The sequence below is a fragment of the Gordonia sp. IITR100 genome (assembly GCF_002009645.1).
Taxonomy (GTDB): Bacteria; Actinomycetota; Actinomycetes; order Mycobacteriales; family Mycobacteriaceae; genus Gordonia; species Gordonia hongkongensis.
Genome location: NZ_MVKV01000005.1, coordinates 168,941 through 185,469 on the forward strand (window position 1 = coordinate 168,941; position 16,529 = coordinate 185,469).

The 16,529-nt window shown below is 69.0% G+C and carries 13 protein-coding genes and 1 pseudogene; 8 read left to right on the forward strand and 6 right to left on the reverse strand.

The window, feature by feature from the left end:
• Positions 1–8: 8 nt before the first annotated feature.
• A complete protein-coding gene (locus tag B1818_RS10680; RefSeq protein ID WP_078112705.1) occupies positions 9–785 on the reverse strand; it encodes a DUF427 domain-containing protein in 777 nt (258 codons plus the stop codon).
• A 135-nt stretch (positions 786–920) separates the two neighbouring features.
• Between B1818_RS10680 and B1818_RS10685 the strand changes: the two are divergent.
• From B1818_RS10685 to B1818_RS10695, 3 genes and pseudogenes are all read left to right on the forward strand, one after another.
• Positions 921–1,474 (forward strand): annotated as a pseudogene (locus B1818_RS10685) (DUF6328 family protein).
• A gap of 31 nt (positions 1,475–1,505) precedes the next feature.
• On the forward strand, positions 1,506–2,402 hold the full coding sequence (locus B1818_RS10690) for an MBL fold metallo-hydrolase (protein WP_078112759.1): 897 nt from the start codon (positions 1,506–1,508) through the stop codon (positions 2,400–2,402).
• Between the two features lie 89 nt (positions 2,403–2,491).
• Positions 2,492–3,928: a CHAD domain-containing protein gene (locus B1818_RS10695; RefSeq protein ID WP_254859637.1), complete on the forward strand. Its 1,437-nt coding sequence runs from the start codon at positions 2,492–2,494 to the stop codon at positions 3,926–3,928.
• Between the two features lie 8 nt (positions 3,929–3,936).
• On the opposite strand, the gene B1818_RS24670 is transcribed toward B1818_RS10695, so the two are convergent.
• The 3 genes from B1818_RS24670 to B1818_RS24425 are packed head-to-tail and all read right to left on the reverse strand — an operon-like array spanning position 3,937 to position 5,313.
• On the reverse strand, positions 3,937–4,068 hold the full coding sequence (locus B1818_RS24670; RefSeq protein ID WP_265966928.1) for a hypothetical protein: 132 nt from the start codon (positions 4,066–4,068) through the stop codon (positions 3,937–3,939).
• On the reverse strand, positions 4,058–4,846 hold the full coding sequence (locus B1818_RS24420) for a Mur ligase family protein (RefSeq protein ID WP_254859639.1): 789 nt from the start codon (positions 4,844–4,846) through the stop codon (positions 4,058–4,060). The genes B1818_RS24670 and B1818_RS24420 overlap by 11 nt, the downstream gene beginning before the upstream one ends.
• Positions 4,732–5,313 carry a Mur ligase domain-containing protein gene (locus tag B1818_RS24425; RefSeq protein ID WP_254859640.1) on the reverse strand — a complete coding sequence of 194 codons (582 nt, stop codon included), beginning with the start codon at positions 5,311–5,313 and terminating at the stop codon, positions 4,732–4,734. The genes B1818_RS24420 and B1818_RS24425 overlap by 115 nt, the downstream gene beginning before the upstream one ends.
• Positions 5,314–5,643: 330 nt before the next feature.
• Between B1818_RS24425 and B1818_RS10705 the strand changes: the two genes are divergently transcribed.
• The 5 genes from B1818_RS10705 to B1818_RS10725 all read left to right on the forward strand — a co-directional run bounded on the left by B1818_RS10705 (position 5,644) and on the right by B1818_RS10725 (position 10,829).
• Positions 5,644–6,660, forward strand: coding sequence for a hypothetical protein (locus tag B1818_RS10705; RefSeq protein ID WP_078112706.1), 1,017 nt, complete (start codon positions 5,644–5,646; stop codon positions 6,658–6,660).
• A 130-nt stretch (positions 6,661–6,790) separates the two neighbouring features.
• Positions 6,791–7,222, forward strand: coding sequence for a Fur family transcriptional regulator (locus B1818_RS10710; protein ID WP_176455914.1), 432 nt, complete (start codon positions 6,791–6,793; stop codon positions 7,220–7,222).
• Between the two features lie 53 nt (positions 7,223–7,275).
• Positions 7,276–9,501 carry a catalase/peroxidase HPI gene (gene katG / locus B1818_RS10715; RefSeq protein ID WP_078112708.1) on the forward strand — a complete coding sequence of 742 codons (2,226 nt, stop codon included), beginning with the start codon at positions 7,276–7,278 and terminating at the stop codon, positions 9,499–9,501.
• Between the two features lie 101 nt (positions 9,502–9,602).
• Complete coding sequence (locus tag B1818_RS10720) at positions 9,603–10,082, forward strand: DUF2231 domain-containing protein (RefSeq protein ID WP_078112709.1); 480 nt, start codon at positions 9,603–9,605, stop codon at positions 10,080–10,082.
• A 57-nt stretch (positions 10,083–10,139) separates the two neighbouring features.
• A complete protein-coding gene (locus tag B1818_RS10725; RefSeq protein WP_004019147.1) occupies positions 10,140–10,829 on the forward strand; it encodes a response regulator transcription factor in 690 nt (229 codons plus the stop codon).
• Here the strand turns inward: B1818_RS10725 and B1818_RS10730 are convergent.
• Together B1818_RS10730 and B1818_RS10735 are read right to left on the reverse strand one after the other, a co-directional pair.
• Entirely contained in the window at positions 10,790–12,226 is a 1,437-nt protein-coding gene (locus B1818_RS10730; protein ID WP_058249781.1) for a HAMP domain-containing sensor histidine kinase, read from the reverse strand. The genes B1818_RS10725 and B1818_RS10730 overlap by 40 nt on opposite strands.
• Positions 12,208–16,491 (reverse strand): AMP-binding protein, encoded by a 4,284-nt coding sequence (locus B1818_RS10735; protein ID WP_078112710.1) that lies wholly within the window; start codon positions 16,489–16,491, stop codon positions 12,208–12,210. The genes B1818_RS10730 and B1818_RS10735 overlap by 19 nt, the downstream gene beginning before the upstream one ends.
• Positions 16,492–16,529: the final 38 nt, after the last annotated feature.

Below are 16,529 nucleotides of genomic sequence, written 5' to 3' on the forward strand. Positions count from 1 at the left end.
TCGGCTGTTCACCTTTCGACGGCCAGATCGACACGCTCGTCGTAGAAGCAGATGAGGTCCCGGACGGGCTCGGCGTCGGTGAGCGGATCGGTGTAGGTCCATGCCACGTCGGGGATGACCTCGTCGCCGACGACGGCCGACCAGTAGGTCGCCTCGCCCTTGTACGCGCACACCGTGACCGTGTCCGACGGCACGAGCAGATCCATCCGGACGTCCTCGCGCGGCAGATAGTGTCGGGGCGGCAGATGGGTTTCGAGCAGCAGGGTCGGGCGTCGGCTGTCCGCCAGGACCGAACCTCCCACCGTCACCACGACATGTCTGCCGGTGTCGAGGCAGTCGATGCGCTGGAACGGATCATGCGGGTGGCCGATCGCCTTCTGGTCCTCCTCGCGCCACTCGTCGAAGGACGACCAGTCCAGCAGGACGTGGCCGGCGAGATCGGCATCGTCCGGACGGAACGCGGCGCCGGCCAGCGTCCGTCCGCCGGCCACGAGGTCGAAGGTCGTACCGGGCGTAGTGTGCACTGCGAAGGGGTCGACCGGTGTCAGGATCGGTCCGTGGTCGTCGGCGGCGTCGACTGTCTGTGCATCGCTCAGCGGCGCAACGACATCGGAGACGGGCACCGCATAGCATCCGACGACCCGGTAGGGCTCCCAGACCTGGATGGCCCTCGTCGAGTCGACGACGACTTCTCCGTCGACCAGCGCGCGCACCCGTCGCCGCATGTCCGCCCAGCGCAGTGATCCCAGCCGGGACATCGTGAACTCATCCATCGCTGTGGCCATGTGACCGATGGTCCTCCGATACCGCGTCATGCGCCAGGGCGCACTGTTCCCACGGGGCACGCACACGACGACCAGTGACCGCTTCGAGACTCCACCGCACGGCTCGACGAGATCAATCGGTGCGACGATGAACAGGTGACCAGTCCGCCGGACACCGGCCGCACCGAACCCGGCGCCGACGACGCCGAGTGGAATCGCGCCCAACGCGACGAAACGGAAACCCAACGCCTGGATCGCAACTGGAATTCGCTGCTGCAGGAATTGCGGGTCGTGCAGACCGGCGTGCAGATCCTCACCGGATTCCTACTCACGCTGCCCTTCCATGACGGTTTCGAAGAGCTCGGCGGCACGTTGCGAGTGATCTACCTATCACGGTGTCGTGCGCGGTGGGCGCCGCGATCCTCCTGGCGGCGCCCGTGGCGCTGCACCGGGCCCTGTTCCGTCAGCACCAGCTCGCGCTGATCGTCACCTACGCGCATTACCTGGCTTTCGCCGGCCTCACCCTGCTCGGCCTGGCGCTGTCCGGTGCGGTCACCGTCGTCTTCGGGGCGACCGCCGGACCGGTTCCGTCGGCGATCGCGGGCATCGTCACCCTCGTGACGTTCTCCCTCGCGTGGCTGATCGTGCCGCTGTGGCTCCGCGCGGTGACCGGCGCGCGGGATGACTCCGTCGACGAACCCCGCCGTTGACAGCATTCCCACGCCGGGGTACGCAGACGACGTGACCCTCGCACCGAGTTTCATCGAGAACCGCTACGACGAGGTGACCGTGCTCGCGTCGGCGCATGGCGGTGCGTTTCCCTATGGGAACACGGTCGTGGTCCGCGGCTCCGCCGCGACCCTGGTGGTCGATCCCTCCCTCGAGGTCGACCACGACCCGGTGCAGCCCGACGCGGTGATGGTCAGCCACGCACATGAAGACCACATCGCCGGTCTCCGGCACTTCGTCGCGGACAAGTTCGCGCATACCTCCGACGTCGGCGGTGTCCGGTCCCTGCAGGTCCTGCTCGACAACTACGGCTTGACCGACGAGCAGCGGGCCGGCGTCGACGCGCAGATCGGGGACACATTCGACCTGCCACCCGGCTTTCCCGACGCCATCGGAGTCGATGACGGGCACGTCTTCGAACTGGGCGATGTCACCGCGACGGTCGTGCACCTGCCCGGGCACACCGCCGGACACTCGGGTGTACTCGTCGAGCCCACCGGCTTCCTGTATCTCGCCGACATCGACCTCACCTCGTTCGGGCCCATGTACGGCGACCTGGGGAGCAGCGTCGACGACTACCTCGCGTCGATCGCGCGAGTGCGCGACATCGACGCCCGCTGGTACGGCACCTTCCACCAGAAGGGCGTGGTCACCGGCGCCGACGAATTCCGCTCCCGTCTCGCCGACTACGAGGCCGTCATCCATCGACGCGAGGAGCGCCTCCTGGAGTTGCTGCGCCGCCCGCTCACGGTCGAGGGGATCGCCACCGAGCGGCTGGTGTATCGCTCGCATGTCCAGCTGCCCTTCGTCGACGCGGTGGAGAAACGGACAGCCGAACTCCACCTCGAACGGCTCCTGCGCCACGGCCAGGTCACGCGTTCCGAGGACGGCGTCTACCACCGCTCGTAGGGCGATCGTTCCGCTCCGCGACGTTTACCGAATGTCCGGTTCGGACACCCTCGGTGTGTCAGCGACACAGCGAGAGTGAGGAGCGAGGAGTGCACACCGACACCACCCGCGCGGACACTTGGGATTTCGGTCTGGACAGCGCCATCCCCGACCTCGGAGACCCCGGCGACGTCGAGATCACGTCGACGGATTTCAGCGACACGTACTACGACACCGAGGACCGGGACCTGCTCGCGCACGGCACCACGGTCGTCTACGTCGACGGGGACGACGGGGACGAGCGTCCGGCCGGCTGGCGGGTCGTCACCCCCTCCCCCGGTGAGGTCATCACCGAACGAATCGACGCCCCCTCGACGGCCGTTCCGCCGACGATCGCCGATGCCCTCTGGGGGCTGAGCGGCGGCAAACCGCTTCGCGTCGCGGCGATCGTCCACACGCACCGAACCCGCCACCGCCATCTCGACGCGAACGGTGAGACGGATTACGAGGTGATCGACGACACCGTCTCCGCCACCTCCGCCGGCCCGGTCGCCACCGCCACGTCCTGGCGCGAGGTCGCGGTGCGCTCCGCGTCGTCGGATGCGGTGCCCAAGGGTGTACGCAAACGGGTGGTCGGGGCCGGCGCGCGTCCGGCGTCGGCGTCGTCGACGTACGAGCGCGCCATCGGTCACGAGGCACCGCACCGAGCCGGCTCGGCGTCGCCGGCCGCTGCTGCCGCACTGGACTACGTACACGAGCAGATCGCGACCATCTTCGCCGGCGATGTCGCGCTGCGTCGCGGTGAGAACCCGGTGCACGGCGTTCGCGTCGCCATCCGCCGTCTCCGGAGCACGCTGCGGACCGCGGCACCGCTGTTCGAGCCGAGCGACCTCGTGGGACTCGACGACGAACTGCGGTGGTTCGCAGGGGTTCTCGGCGAGGTGCGCGACCGGGAGGTCCTGCGCGCACGATTCGCCACTGCCCTCGCCGAACTGCCCGACGAGCTGGTGCTCGGACCGGTGGCGGCCCGGATCGAGGAGGAACTCTCCGCTCAGCAGCATCACCATCGAGAGAACGTCGCCGCCGAGATGACATCGGACCGGTATCGTCGGCTGCTGTCGACCCTCACGACCTGGAACGAGGCAGTCCCGCTCGTCGACGACCAGATCTCGAAGAAGCAGGTCCGTCAGATCGCCACCCGCGCGGCGCGCAAGGCGGACAAGCGGTTGGAGCAAGCCCTCGCCTCCGGGCACGGAGAAGATCTGCATCGGGCGCGCAAGGCGGCCAAGCGGGCCCGTTACGCCGGTGAGCTGGCCACGCCCGTCGTCGGGTCGATCGGTCGTGCGCAGGCCAAGCGCTACAAGAAGATCCAGACCGTCCTGGGGGAACACCAGGATGCCGCCGTTGCCGCCCGCGCCCTGCGGGAACTGGGCGCTGCCGCGGGAATCCGCAAGGGCGAGAACGGTTTCACCTACGGAATCCTGTATCAGCGCGAGCTCCATGCGGCCGCCGCGGCCCGCGACGCCGTTCTGTCCGGCAAGAAGTGATCGCCCGTTCAGTTCGACGTGTCGAGGACCGCGCGCCGTAACTCGGTGTGATTGTCGAAGAACGACGTCTCGGTCCCGTACCTGCGGAAGGTGTCGCTGCCCCGGCCGGTGATCACGACCACGTCGCGGTCACCGGCCATGGACGTGGCCGTCGAGAATGCGCTCCGCCGGTCGGGTTTCTCGATGACGACCGCCGACGCTTCCCGGTGCGCGCCGCGCAGCACACTGGCCCTGATCTCGCCGGGGCCCTCGTCCTCGGGGCTCTCGTCGGTGACGATCACGACGTCCGCGTAACGCGCCGCGACCTGTCCCGGGGAACATCGCGTGTTGTCCCGCCGTGTTGTGCATGTAGTCCACGATCGCGCGATACGGCTGTCCGGCATGCACGGGTTCGCACCGTCCGGCGATGCCGGTCACCGAGGAGACGCCCTCGGTCGCAGCGGCGAGGTCGACGCCGTCTGCCACCACGGCGGTGAGCGCCAGTAGAGCGTTGCCGACCTGGTGAGGCCCCAGCACCTGCAGCCCGACGCGGGATCGCCCGTGTGGCGTGTGGACGGTGAACTCGGCGCCGAGACGCCCGGCCCGGATGTCGGTGGCGACGACGTCGGCGTCCGTGCGGCGAGTCGAGCACGTCCAGGTCTCCGTCGTGGTCCCGGCAGCCAGACGCACACCCCAGTGGTCGTCGATGTCGACCACTGCGATCTGCGTCCGCTCAGGCGTGAACATCGCGGCCTTGGTCGCGAAGTAGCCCTCCATCGACTCGTGATAGTCGAGATGGTCGTCGGACAGGTTGGTGAACGCCATCACGCGGAATGCGATGCCGTCGACCCTTCCCTGATCGATCGCATGCGAGGAGACCTCCATCGCGCAGCAGGTGACGCCGTGGCGTCGGAAGGTCGCCAGGGTCCGCTGCAGCATGGGCGCCTCCGGTGTCGTGCGGGCGGGGACGACGTCGTACCCGGGGCCCGGATCCGCGCACCGGAGATGAGCCCGCCCGCCTCCCCCGTCGCCGCGAGGGCCGCATCGACGAAGTGGGTCGTGCTGGTCTTGCCGTTCGTGCCGGTGACACCGAAGATCCGCAGATCACGTGACGGTTCACCGTGGAACCACGAGGTCAGCGGCCCCATGATGCGGCGAGGTTCGTCGACGACCAGAGAAGGCAGGACCGACGACGGGCGGTCGCTGATCACGAGGACGGCACCGGCCGCGGCCACGTCCCGCTCGAAGTCGAGTCCGTGCCAGCGGCGGCCCGGGATGGCCAGATACGCGTCCCCGGGACGGATCGTGCGGGAATCGTCGTCGATGTCGCGGACCACCGTCGACCCGGCTGTGAGGTCGCCGAGGATGGCGGTGTCGAGGTGGTCGGCGATCTGCGCGATCGTCACTCCGGATCCCAGGTCGGGGTCCGCCTGGCGAACACTCCGCTCCGGGTCCATCGCCGCGAGGTACCCGTGACGAGGGCGAATCCAAACCTCGACGTACGGTCCGGCCGGGCCCGACGTAGGCCCACTACCACACAAATCTCCGCAAACAGTCAGAGCGCACGCCCCCATCGGCTGTTGTGACGCGCCTCACAATACGTAGAACCCGCTGTGGCTCAACGTGTTCGAGTCCGCGTGCCGGGTTGATTCACACCGGGGTGTTACATCTGCCGTCGTCGTGGCAACACTCGGGGTGTAGCCGATCCAACCCGTTCAAGAGGGGAGCAAGAACCGATGACCGTTTCCACCACCACCGTTCACCAGCAACTTCGCGCGATCCTCGCGTTGACGCACACCGAGATCCAGATCGCCGAGACCCGGCAGGCCCAGGCCCGAACCGATGCGATCCGCAAGGAACTGGCCCAGAACGCCGAGAACGCCCGCGAGCGCGCACTCACCATCGAGAACGCCCTGCGTGACCGCGGCGGACTCGTCGATGTCGTCCGGCCGGTACTCGGCCGTGTCGGTGCCGTGGCCAAGACATTGGCCGAGCAGACTCAACCGCTCGACGAGGCCCTGCTCGACGACCTTGCACTAGAGCAGCGACTCGTGGCACGCGCCACATATCTCAAGGCCCTTGCCACCGGCCAGGAGGACCAGGCACTCGTCGGCTTGGCCGACAAGCTCATCGATGCCCACACGGCGACCGTCCACTGGCTCACGACGGTCCTCGCCGAAGAGGCTCTCGGCGGCCCGGCCGCCCTGCGTCGCGGCCCGTCGCAGTGGGCGAGCGGCCTCGCCGCGCGCGCCTTGACCGCCCCTGCGCTCGGCGCATCGTGGGCGATCGACCGCACCGCCGAGTTCGCCCGCCAACTCCCCGACCCCGTGGAGACCTTGCGCAGCCGGTTCGGACGAGCAGTCGACGACGCGACCGAGACCGCCTCGCGAGCCGGTGACGCCGTCAGCAACGCCGGTGCCGCGGTCTCGAAGACCGTGGCTGCCGGCCGTGACGCCGCCCTCGAGGCAGTCGAGGACAGTGCCCGCGACAGCGGTGCCGAGGGTGCCGCCGACGCGCTCCACCAGCTCCGCGAGATCACCGGAACCGTTGAGGCGGAAGACCTCCCGATCGAGGGTTATGTCGACCTCAACGTCACCGACGCGGTGGCCGCGGTCAAGGAGTTGACCAAGCCGGCCGACCTGCGGGTCACCCTCGCCTACGAGGAGGCACACAAGAACCGCCAGCGCGTGGTCTCCGCGATCGAGATCCGCTTCGCCGAGATCGCCAAGGACCTGGTCGGCATCGACAGCTGATCGCTCCGCACCGACCCGACGGCCGCCATCCATCTGATGGCGGCCGTCGTCGCGTGCGGACCGGAAAGGAATTTGGATCAGATCCAGAAAAACCGTGCGCGGTCGCGACGACGCCCCTATGGTGGGTCACGTGGCATCGACATCGGACTATGCCCAGCAACTCCGGGCCGCAGATCTTCGTGTCACCCAGCCGCGGGTGACGGTGATGCATGCCGTCGACGATCACCCACACGCCGACACGGACACGATCTACCACGCGGTGCGCGAGACCCTCCCCAAGGTCTCGCGTCAGGCCGTCTACGATGTGCTGCACGCCCTGACCGAGCGCGGTCTCATCCGCCGAATCCAACCGTCGGGTTCGGTGTCGCGCTACGAGTTTCGTACCGGAGACAATCACCATCACGTCGTCTGCCGCGCCTGTGGCGCGATCGCCGACGTGGATTGCGCAGTCGGGGAAGCCCCATGCCTGACCCCATCCGAGGACCACGGTTTCACGCTCGACGAGGCCGAGGTCATCTTCTGGGGACTTTGCCCCGAGTGCGTCAGCACGGCCCCGACCTGATCGCACCCTGTGATCAGTCAGCCCATCAGCAGTTCCCCCTCGAAAGGAATGTCGTGACCTCCGACAGCCGCCCGCCCAATTCCGACGAGCAGACCCGTAGCAACAGCGAGAGCGAGAACCCGGTCATCTCGTCGCCGGAGCCGAAAGCTCATGCGCCGCTGACCAACAAGGACTGGTGGCCCGAGCAGATCGATCTCTCGATCCTGCACGCACACTCCTCGCTCTCCAACCCGCTCGGTGAGGACTTCGACTACGCAACGGAATTCGAGAAGCTCGACGTCGAGGCCCTGAAGGCCGACCTGGTCTCGCTGATGACGACGTCGCAGGACTGGTGGCCCGCCGACTACGGCCACTACGGTGGCCTGTTCATCCGTATGAGCTGGCACGCCGCCGGTACCTACCGCATCTTCGACGGCCGCGGTGGCGGCGGTCAGGGCGCTCAGCGGTTCGCCCCGCTGAACAGCTGGCCGGACAACGCCAACCTGGACAAGGCCCGTCGTCTGCTCTGGCCCATCAAGCAGAAGTACGGCACCAAGCTGTCCTGGGCCGACCTGCTGGTGTTCGCGGGCAACGTCGCACTGGAGTCCATGGGCTTCAAGACCTTCGGCTTCGGCTTCGGCCGCGAGGACATCTGGGAGCCCGAGGAGGTGTTCTGGGGCCCGGAGGATGCCTGGCTCGGCACCGACAAGCGCTACTCCGGCGAACGTGAGCTCGCCCAGCCCCTCGGCGCCACCACGATGGGTCTCATCTACGTCAATCCCGAAGGCCCCGAGGGCAAGCCGGACCCGATCGCCGCCGCCGAGGACATCCGCGAGACCTTCGGTCGCATGGCGATGAACGACGAGGAGACGGCCGCACTCATCATCGGCGGCCACAGCTTCGGCAAGACCCACGGCGCCGGCGACGCCGACCTGATCGGGCCCGAGCCCGAGGGCGCCCCGATCGAGCAGCAGGGGCTGGGCTGGAAGTCGGGTTACGGCAAGGGCAAGGCCGAGGACACGATCACCAGTGGTCTCGAGGTCGTCTGGACGTCCACCCCGACCCAGTGGGGCAACGGGTTCCTCCAGAACCTCTACGGTTACGAGTGGGAGCTCACCAAGAGCCCTGCCGGCGCCTGGCAGTACGTCGCGAAAGACGGTGCGGGAGCGGGCACGATCCCCGATCCGTTCGGCGGTCCCGGTCGCGCCCCCACGATGCTGGTGACCGACGTCGCGCTGCGTGAGTCGCCGATCTACGCCGACATCACCCGTCGGTGGCTCGACCATCCCGAGGAGCTCGCCGAGGCCTTCGCCAAGGCGTGGTACAAGCTGCTGCACCGCGACATGGGTCCGGTCAGCCGTTACCTCGGCCCGTGGGTTCCCGAGCCGCAGATCTGGCAGGACCCGGTGCCCGCGGTCGATCACGAACTGATCGACGCCGACGACATTGCCTCTCTCAAGGGCACGTTGCTCGACGCGCTGTCCCCGACGCAGCTCATCAAGACCGCGTGGGCGTCGGCGGCCAGCTTCCGCAGCACCGACAAGCGGGGCGGTGCCAATGGCGCGCGCATCCGTCTCGAGCCGCAGAAGAACTGGGAGATCAACGAGCCCGGTGAACTCGCCAAGGTGCTGCCGGTACTCGAGCAGGTCCAGAAGGACTTCAACGACTCGGCATCGGGCGGCAAGAAGGTCTCGCTCGCCGACATCATCATCCTCGGCGGTGCGGCGGCGATCGAGAAGGCCGCCGAGGCAGCCGGTTTCCCGGTCACCGTGCCGTTCACCCCCGGCCGTACGGACGCCTCGCAGGAGAGCACCGACGTCGACTCGTTCGAGGTCCTCGAACCGCGCGCCGACGGGTTCCGCAACTTCAGCAAGGACGGCGAGAAGACTCCGCTGGAGTCGCTGCTCCTCGACCGTGCCTACATGCTGGACCTCACCGCGCCGGAGCTGACCGTCCTCGTCGGTGGTCTCCGCGTGCTCGACACCAATTACGGTGGCAGCAAGCACGGCGTGTTCACCGACCGGCCCGGCGTCCTGTCGACGGACTTCTTCCGCAACATCATCGACATGAACACCGAGTGGAAGAGCGGTTCCGACGAGAACGTCTACGAGGGAACCGACCGCGCCACCGGCGAGAAGAAGTGGACGGCAACGGCTGCCGACCTCGTGTTCGGCTCGCACTCGCAGCTGCGCGCACTCTCCGAGGTCTACGCGCAGGACGACTCGGCGGAGCGCTTCGTCAACGACTTCGTCAAGGCGTGGGTGAAGGTCTCGAACAACGATCGGTTCGATCTGGCCTGATCAGCCACGGCCGTCACGACACAGAACACCCCGCGGGCCCGTTGCCCGCGGGGTGTTCCGCATTCAGCAGCCCTTCAACTCGGCCGAGCTAGGTTCACGGTGTGGACACCATCAACGGGCTCCCCCTTCACCCACTCCTCGTGCACCTGGTCGTGGTCCTCGTTCCCCTGACCGCACTGATAGCGATCGCAGGTGTGGTGTGGCCGGCCGCGCGTCGTCGGCTCGGCATCCTCACCCCGCTCGTCGCGCTGGGCACCCTCGTCGCGGTCCCGCTGACCACCTCCGCGGGCGAATCGCTGGAGGAACAGGTGCCCGCGAGTGCGGCGGTCGAACGTCATGCAGGCCTCGGTGACCAGCTGATCTACTGGGTCGGACCTCTCTTCGCCCTGACCGTGCTGTGGTGGGCTGTGCACGACGACCGGTTGCTCACCGCCGTCCGCACGACGGTGTCCAGAACGACGATCCCGACGAGCCGACCCGTCGCCATCGCTCTCGGCGCGCTGCTCGTCGTCGTGGGCGTGGTGTCGGTGATCATGGTGTACCGCATCGGCGAGAGCGGGGCACGCGCCGTCTGGACATGAGACGCGCGGGGTCGACGGGTCCGCGGGCTGCGACCCCAGCCGGTGATACTGGGACGCATGCGCGTGCTGGTGATCGAGGACGACCCGCGGGCCGCCGAGACCCTCCGCCGCACCCTGGCGGCCGAGGGCTGGACGGTCGACACCGCCGACAACGGGGTCGACGGCGTCGAGTGCGCCTGCACTCGGACCTACGACGTGATCGTCAGCGACATCATGATGCCGCGCCTCAACGGGTACGAGGTCGTCCGCGAGCTCCGCAGGCGCGCCGTGTGGACGCCGGTTCTGATGCTCACCGCGAAGGACGGCGAATACGACGAGGCGGACGCCTTCGACCTCGGTGCCGACGACTATCTCGTCAAACCGTTCTCCTTCGTCGTGCTGTCGGCCCGCCTCCGGGCGCTGGTGAGACGCGGTGCGCCCGAGCGTCCCGCCGTGCTCCGTGCTGGTTCGCTCACCCTCGACCCCGCAACGCGGGAGGTCCGGCGCGGCGACACCCCGATCCGCCTCACCGCCCGTGAGTTCGCCGTGCTCGAGTTCCTGATGCGGCACAAGGGAACAGTCGTCAGCAAGACCGAGATCCTGCAATCGGTGTGGGACGCGCACTACCGGGGCGACGACAACATCGTCGAGGTGTACGTCGGCTATCTGCGCCGGCGCATCGACACCCCGTTCGGTTGTCGAACCATCGAAACCGTCCGGGGCGCAGGCTATCTCCTCGCCGGTGACGGCGGGGGCCCGCTGTCATGAGGTGTCGTGCGCGGTAGCGACAGCTCGATGGCGAACCCGTCGCCCCCGGTGTCGGCGACCGCGACCGTCCCGCCGTGCGCGTGCACGATCTCGGCCACTATCGACAGGCCGAGACCCGTCCCGCCGCCGCGTTCACGAGCTGTGTCCAGGCGGACGAACCGGTCGAAGATCCGATCCCGGTCCTCGTCAGGAACGCCGACACCGTCGTCGGCGACGGTCACCGCCACCCGCTCCGGTCCGACTGCCATCGTGACACTGACCGCGCCGTGGGCGTGCCGGGTCGCGTTGTCGCCGAGGTTCCGCAACGCTCGCGCGAGTTGTCGCCGGTCGCCGGTCACCCGCACCGGGAGAACCGTGGCGTCGACGTCGAGTTCGGTCGTCAGGTCGAGCCGGGTCACCTCGTCGTTGACGATGTCGTCGAGATCCACGTCCTCGAACTCGGGGCGCAGCCCGTACTCATCGGCGCGCGCGAGCAGCAGCAGGTCGTCGATCAGGTCTCGAAGGCGGTATGCCTCGGGGAGCAGAAGCGTCGACACCGAATCGTCGTCGATGGGCTCGCCGGTCCGGTCGGCCAGTTCGAGCAGTCCGATGATGGTGACGAGCGGGCTCCGCAGCTCGTGCGACGAATCACCGACGAAACGGAGCTGCTGGTCACGAGCGAATGCGAGCCGGTCCAGCATCTCGTTCATCGTCTCGGCGAGGGTCGCGATCTCATCTCCGGTGTCGGGGACGGGCACCCGACGGGCGACGCCCGCACGGGAGATGTCGGCGACTTCGGCGCGGATGGACTCGACCGGACGCAGCGCTCGCCGTAGCAGCTGATCGGTCGCGATGACGGCCGCCGCGAGAATGATCGGGAACACCACGCACAGCACGGCGAACACCGTCCACACAGTGGCGTGGATGCTGCCCTCCCCGGCTCCGACCACCACCGTGACGAGGTCACCGGACACCTCGGCACCCTGGACGGTCGCGCGATACTCGGTGTCGCTCCCGGGGAATGCGGCGTCGATCACGTGGCTCATACCGGCCCGGCCCGCGGGCGGGACGAGCGCCCGGTCCTGCTCGACACCGGGCGTGGCGGCGAGCACGTCGCCGTTGCGACCGACGATCTGGACGATGTCGACGGCCTCCGTCCGTTCCAGCAGCGACGGATCGAGTCCGGCGACGCCCGACCGCGACATCGCGTCGACGATCTCTCCGCTGCGTGCGGCGGTCGCGCCGTCGGCGGCGGTGTTCAACGAGTGGTACAGGACGAACAGCACGATCGCGCCGGCGATCAGCAGTGCGGTGAACAGCATCGCCGCGCCGACGACCGTCAGTCGCATGCGAACGCTGGCCGCCCGGAATCGCCGTCGGCGGTCGGGCACCGCGAGTGTCACACCCGGCGCACGCACGCGACGACCTCGGCGAGGACCTGCTCGACCCGGGATTGCGCGAGGGCGGAGGCCGCACCGGTCACCAGGATCTGCAGCTCCCCCTGCGCGGTCGGCGAGCCCTCGATCTGCAGCATCCATCGCGTGATCCGCGGTGGGAACACGTAGAGGTGACCGCCCACACTCGGCCGGGTGATCGTCGGGACCCAGCCCAGGAGAACCGGAACCGGGAAGAGGCGGCCGTCGACGACCGGGCGTCCCAGTGCGTCCAGCACGTCTTCCATCGGCCCCGTCGCCGCGCCGATGCACCGGCGGGTCCGCTCCACCGAGTCGCGCGCATCCTCTCGGGCGTCCAGCGGCGTCATCGCGGAGATCACGAAGTCCCCCACGGTGTCCCCGGCACCCACCGGCCGCGTCGACGCCGCGGTGGCCGCCATCACCCGATCTTGTCCGGTCAGCCTCGCCAACGCCTCGGACACCGATCGACCGAACGCCTCGAACGACGTCATGCCCCGCTCGGACGCGTCGGTGTGGAATCGTGTGTGGACATCGGCGTCGACGAGGGCTCGACGGCGGATCGCCGCTGACCGTGTGCGCGAGACCGGGTTCACCCCGTCCAGCGTGAACGATTGCTCGAGCGGCAGGCCGAGCAACTTCTGCCACGATGCGCCGTCGACACCGCGGTCGGCGCGGGGTGCGGGCGGCGAGATGGAGTGCACGGCCGGGATATCGGCCCCGCGAGCGATCAGGTCCGCCTCCCGAGCCAGAGTTCCGAGCGACTGACCGTCGACCGCGATGTGATGGAACACCGCGACCGCGGCCTCCACATCGCCGTCGGCATCCGACAGGATGCGGACGCTGAACGGCGGAGCCACCCGGACGTCGAGCGTCGCCGACATCTGCTCGGCCAGTGCACTCAGCCGCTCGCGTGTCGGGGTCGGATTCAACTCCGAAACCACCTGCACGGCACCATCGATCGCGGCGTCGGCGCCCCCCGCCAGCGCCCGCTGGACCGGCCCGGCGGGGGTGTCGGGGTAGATCGACCGCAGGGCAAGGTGCCGAACGGCCAACGTGCGGAGCAGTTCCCGCAGTTCGGTCGAGGTGGGTCGCCCGGTTGCAGGGGGAACCCATGCGACGCGGACGAGCTGCCCGTGCGGGTGCCCCGGCGCGCGTTCGACCGTCCGTTCTGCGGACGTGAGCGGACGATCGTCGTCCGGTGCGGCCGGTCGCCGTACGGTGTCGTCCGGGCGGACCGCCTCGACCATACGCTCGGCCAGCGTCTCCAGGTCGGGAGCGGTGAGCACGTCGTCGGGCCCGATCTCGGAATGTCCTGCCGCGATCAGCGATCCGACGACCCGCATGACCGCCAGGGAGTCGCCGCCCTGCTCGAGGAAGCCAGCGAACAGATCGACCTCATCAGTGCCCAGCGCCTCGCCCACGACCCGAACCAGCAAGGTCTCGTGCGGGCCGACGGGTCCGCGCGCCGACCGGCGACCGGGGATCGGGTGGTCCGCCAGCTTTCCGACGTCGAGCTTGTTGTTGCCGGTACGGGGCAGCGCGTCGATGCCGACGACGAGCGCCGGGACCATGTACGACGGCAGCACACCGGCGACCGCGCGACGCAGCCCGGGTGCGTCGACGTCCGTTCCGGTGTCCCGCGGCACGACGAACGACACCAGCGCGGTACGGCCCGACGGCAACTCACGCAGGATCGTCGCGGAACTGCGCACACCGGTGCATCGCCCCAACGCGGCATCGATCTCGGCGAGTTCGATGCGCAATCCTCGCAGGGTCACCTGGCTGTCGCGCCGTCCGAGCACACGGACTTCACCGGCCTCGGTCCACTGGGCAAGGTCCCCGGTCCGGTACATGATCTCGTCGTCGGAGAACGCGCTCTTCGCGAAGACCTCGGCCGTCGCCGCCGGGTCGTCGAGGTAGCCGTCGGCCAGTTGCGGACCCACACAGTGCAGGGTGCCGAGCGCACCAGGAGGCTGTGGCCGCCCCAGGCGATCCAGGACCGCCTCGCCGACCCCGACCATCGGCGGGCCCACCGTGATCGCCCCGCCCGGAGACAGCGGCGCGGAGATGTTGATGCTACATCGAGACTCGGTGGGTCCGTATGCGTTTCGTAGTCGGACGCGCCCCGCCCACCGGTCGACCAACCGCGGCGAGGGCGGTTCGCCGCCGATGATCACCTGCACCAGGTCGTCGGCGAGATCCACGGGCAGGGTGTCGAGGACCGACGGGGTGACGATGAGATGGGTGACGCGATGGCGTCGGATCAGGTGTGCGAGACCATCCCCGCCGGGAGTCGAGTTCGGCGCGACGACGACGGTCGCCCCACAGACGACCCCGCACAGCATCTCGACGATCCCGGTGTCGAAGGTCGGGGACGAGGCGTGCAGGATGCGTGACCCGGACGTGAGCGCATACGTCTGTCGGATCTCCGCGATCAGGGCGGGCAGGCCGCGGTGGGTCATGACCACGCCTTTGGGGGTTCCCGTCGACCCCGATGTGAACAACAGGTAGGCCGCGTCGTCGGGCCCGCAGTCCAGTCCCGGCCTCCGGTCGGCCTCCGGGGAATCGGTCTCCGGGGAATCGGCCACCGGCGAATCAGGGTCGCTGTGCTCGAGATTCAGCCACCGGATCGAGCCCGGGCGTGGGGCGCCCGGCACGCACAATCCGACCTTGGCGCCGGAGCGATCGAGCAGATCCCTCGTTCGCGCCTCCGGTGCGAACGGATCGCCGACCGGCACCCATACGCCGCCCGCACACAGCACCGACCAGAACGCGACGACGGAGGTCGCCGACCGCTCGATGGACACCGCCACCCGGTCGCCGGCCCCGACCCCGGCTTCCAGGAGCAGGCGGGTTCCGCGAGTCACCCGGCGCTCGAACTCGCGCCGGGACACCGACACCTCACCGTCGATGATCGCCACGGCCGCCGGATCCGACGACCAGTGGTCCTCCAGATGACTCACGGTCGGCATGAAGGCCGGTGCCGGTGGACCGCTCCGGCACCGGACCCGCTCCCACTCGCCGTCGACGAACACCGAATCGTCCGGAATCCGGGGGCCGCCGTCCAGTTCGCGCAGAGTGGCGGTCAGATGCCGGTCGAAGCGTCGGGCGAGAGTGGCCAGCGCGTCGGTGTCGAAGACCGCGGCCGGGGCTTCCCAGGTGACCGCCCGGCGGCCGTTCTGATCGGCGGGGTGCAGGGTCACCGCGACGTCGGAGATCGGTCCGGTCCGCATCACCTCGAGTCCCCAGTGCAAGCCGTCGACAGCGGGCGGTTCGAAGCCCGGCAGGAGGTTGACCACCGCACCGAAGCCGTTGAGCCCGTGCTGCTTTCGCAGCATGTCCTCGCGATGGTGGCGCTGGTGACGCAGTGCCTCGATCAGGGCCGACGACACGTCGACGAGGGCCTGCCCGGCGTCGCGGTCCCCGATTCCGTCGAGGCGCAACGGCACGACGTTCGAGACGGGCTGCACCGCTCGTAGACGTGCCGCCGAGGTACGTGCGGCGACCGGGAGACTCAGCCCCACGTCGGGGGTGTCGAGGAGCCGGGCGCACAGGCCCGCGAACGCGGTGACGAACTCGGCCGACGATGCGGTCCGCGGACTTCTCAGGGTTTCGGTGACGCGCGTGATCGACGACGTGAAATGCGGGATGGAACCGGCCAGCAGGGACGGCGCGAGGCCGTCGAGCCGTCGGGCCCAGTGTTGTTCGTCGGCCCCTCGGCGTCGCGAGCCGCGGTACCTCTCCTCTTCGGCCTCGAGTTCGGGGTCGTCGGCGAGGGGCATCTCGTCCGGTCGCGCAGTACCCGCGTAGACAGCGGCGATGTGCGCCATGACCCGCAGGACGCCGGCGCCGTCGGTGAGCACGTGATGCACCCGCACGATCCACCGGTGGGAGTCGGGAGCGAGGACGTGCAGTTCGCTGCGGAACAACGGCAGTCCGAGATCGGCGCCTGCGGGGTCGTCGAGGAAACGCTGCGCACGCGCCTCGCTCTCGGCAGCCGGGTCGGCACACGCGGACAGGTCCACGCACTCCACCGGGTCCAGTCCGGAACCGGCTGGCTGCAGGGGGTGCGGATGACCGTCGGCCGGCGACCGATTCGGGCTCAGACGCACGTCGTACCAGCCGACGTGGTCGAGCACGGCACCGGCCGTGCGATGCAGTCGTTCGGCGTCGAGCCGGCCGCTCAGGGTCAGGCCGAACGCGACGACATGCGAGACCTCGGGATGCAGCAGTTGCGAGAGCCACAGGCCGCGCCGGGTCACGGTCATCGCGGATCGCGCCCTGGGCCTCGTCGGGTGGAGCCGTG

Excerpts from the sequence above, each read along its gene's own strand:
- B1818_RS10680 (WP_078112705.1), bottom strand. The coding sequence starts at position 785 with ATGGCCACAGCGATGGATGAGTTCACGATGTCCCGGCTGGGATCACTG.
- B1818_RS24670 (WP_265966928.1), bottom strand. The coding sequence starts at position 4,068 with ATGGCCGGTGACCGCGACGTGGTCGTGATCACCGGCCGGGGCAGCGAC.
- B1818_RS24420 (WP_254859639.1), bottom strand. The coding sequence starts at position 4,846 with ATGCTGCAGCGGACCCTGGCGACCTTCCGACGCCACGGCGTCACCTGC.
- B1818_RS10705 (WP_078112706.1), top strand. The coding sequence starts at position 5,644 with ATGACCGTTTCCACCACCACCGTTCACCAGCAACTTCGCGCGATCCTC.
- B1818_RS10725 (WP_004019147.1), top strand. The coding sequence starts at position 10,140 with ATGCGCGTGCTGGTGATCGAGGACGACCCGCGGGCCGCCGAGACCCTC.
- B1818_RS10735 (WP_078112710.1), bottom strand. The coding sequence starts at position 16,491 with ATGACCGTGACCCGGCGCGGCCTGTGGCTCTCGCAACTGCTGCATCCC.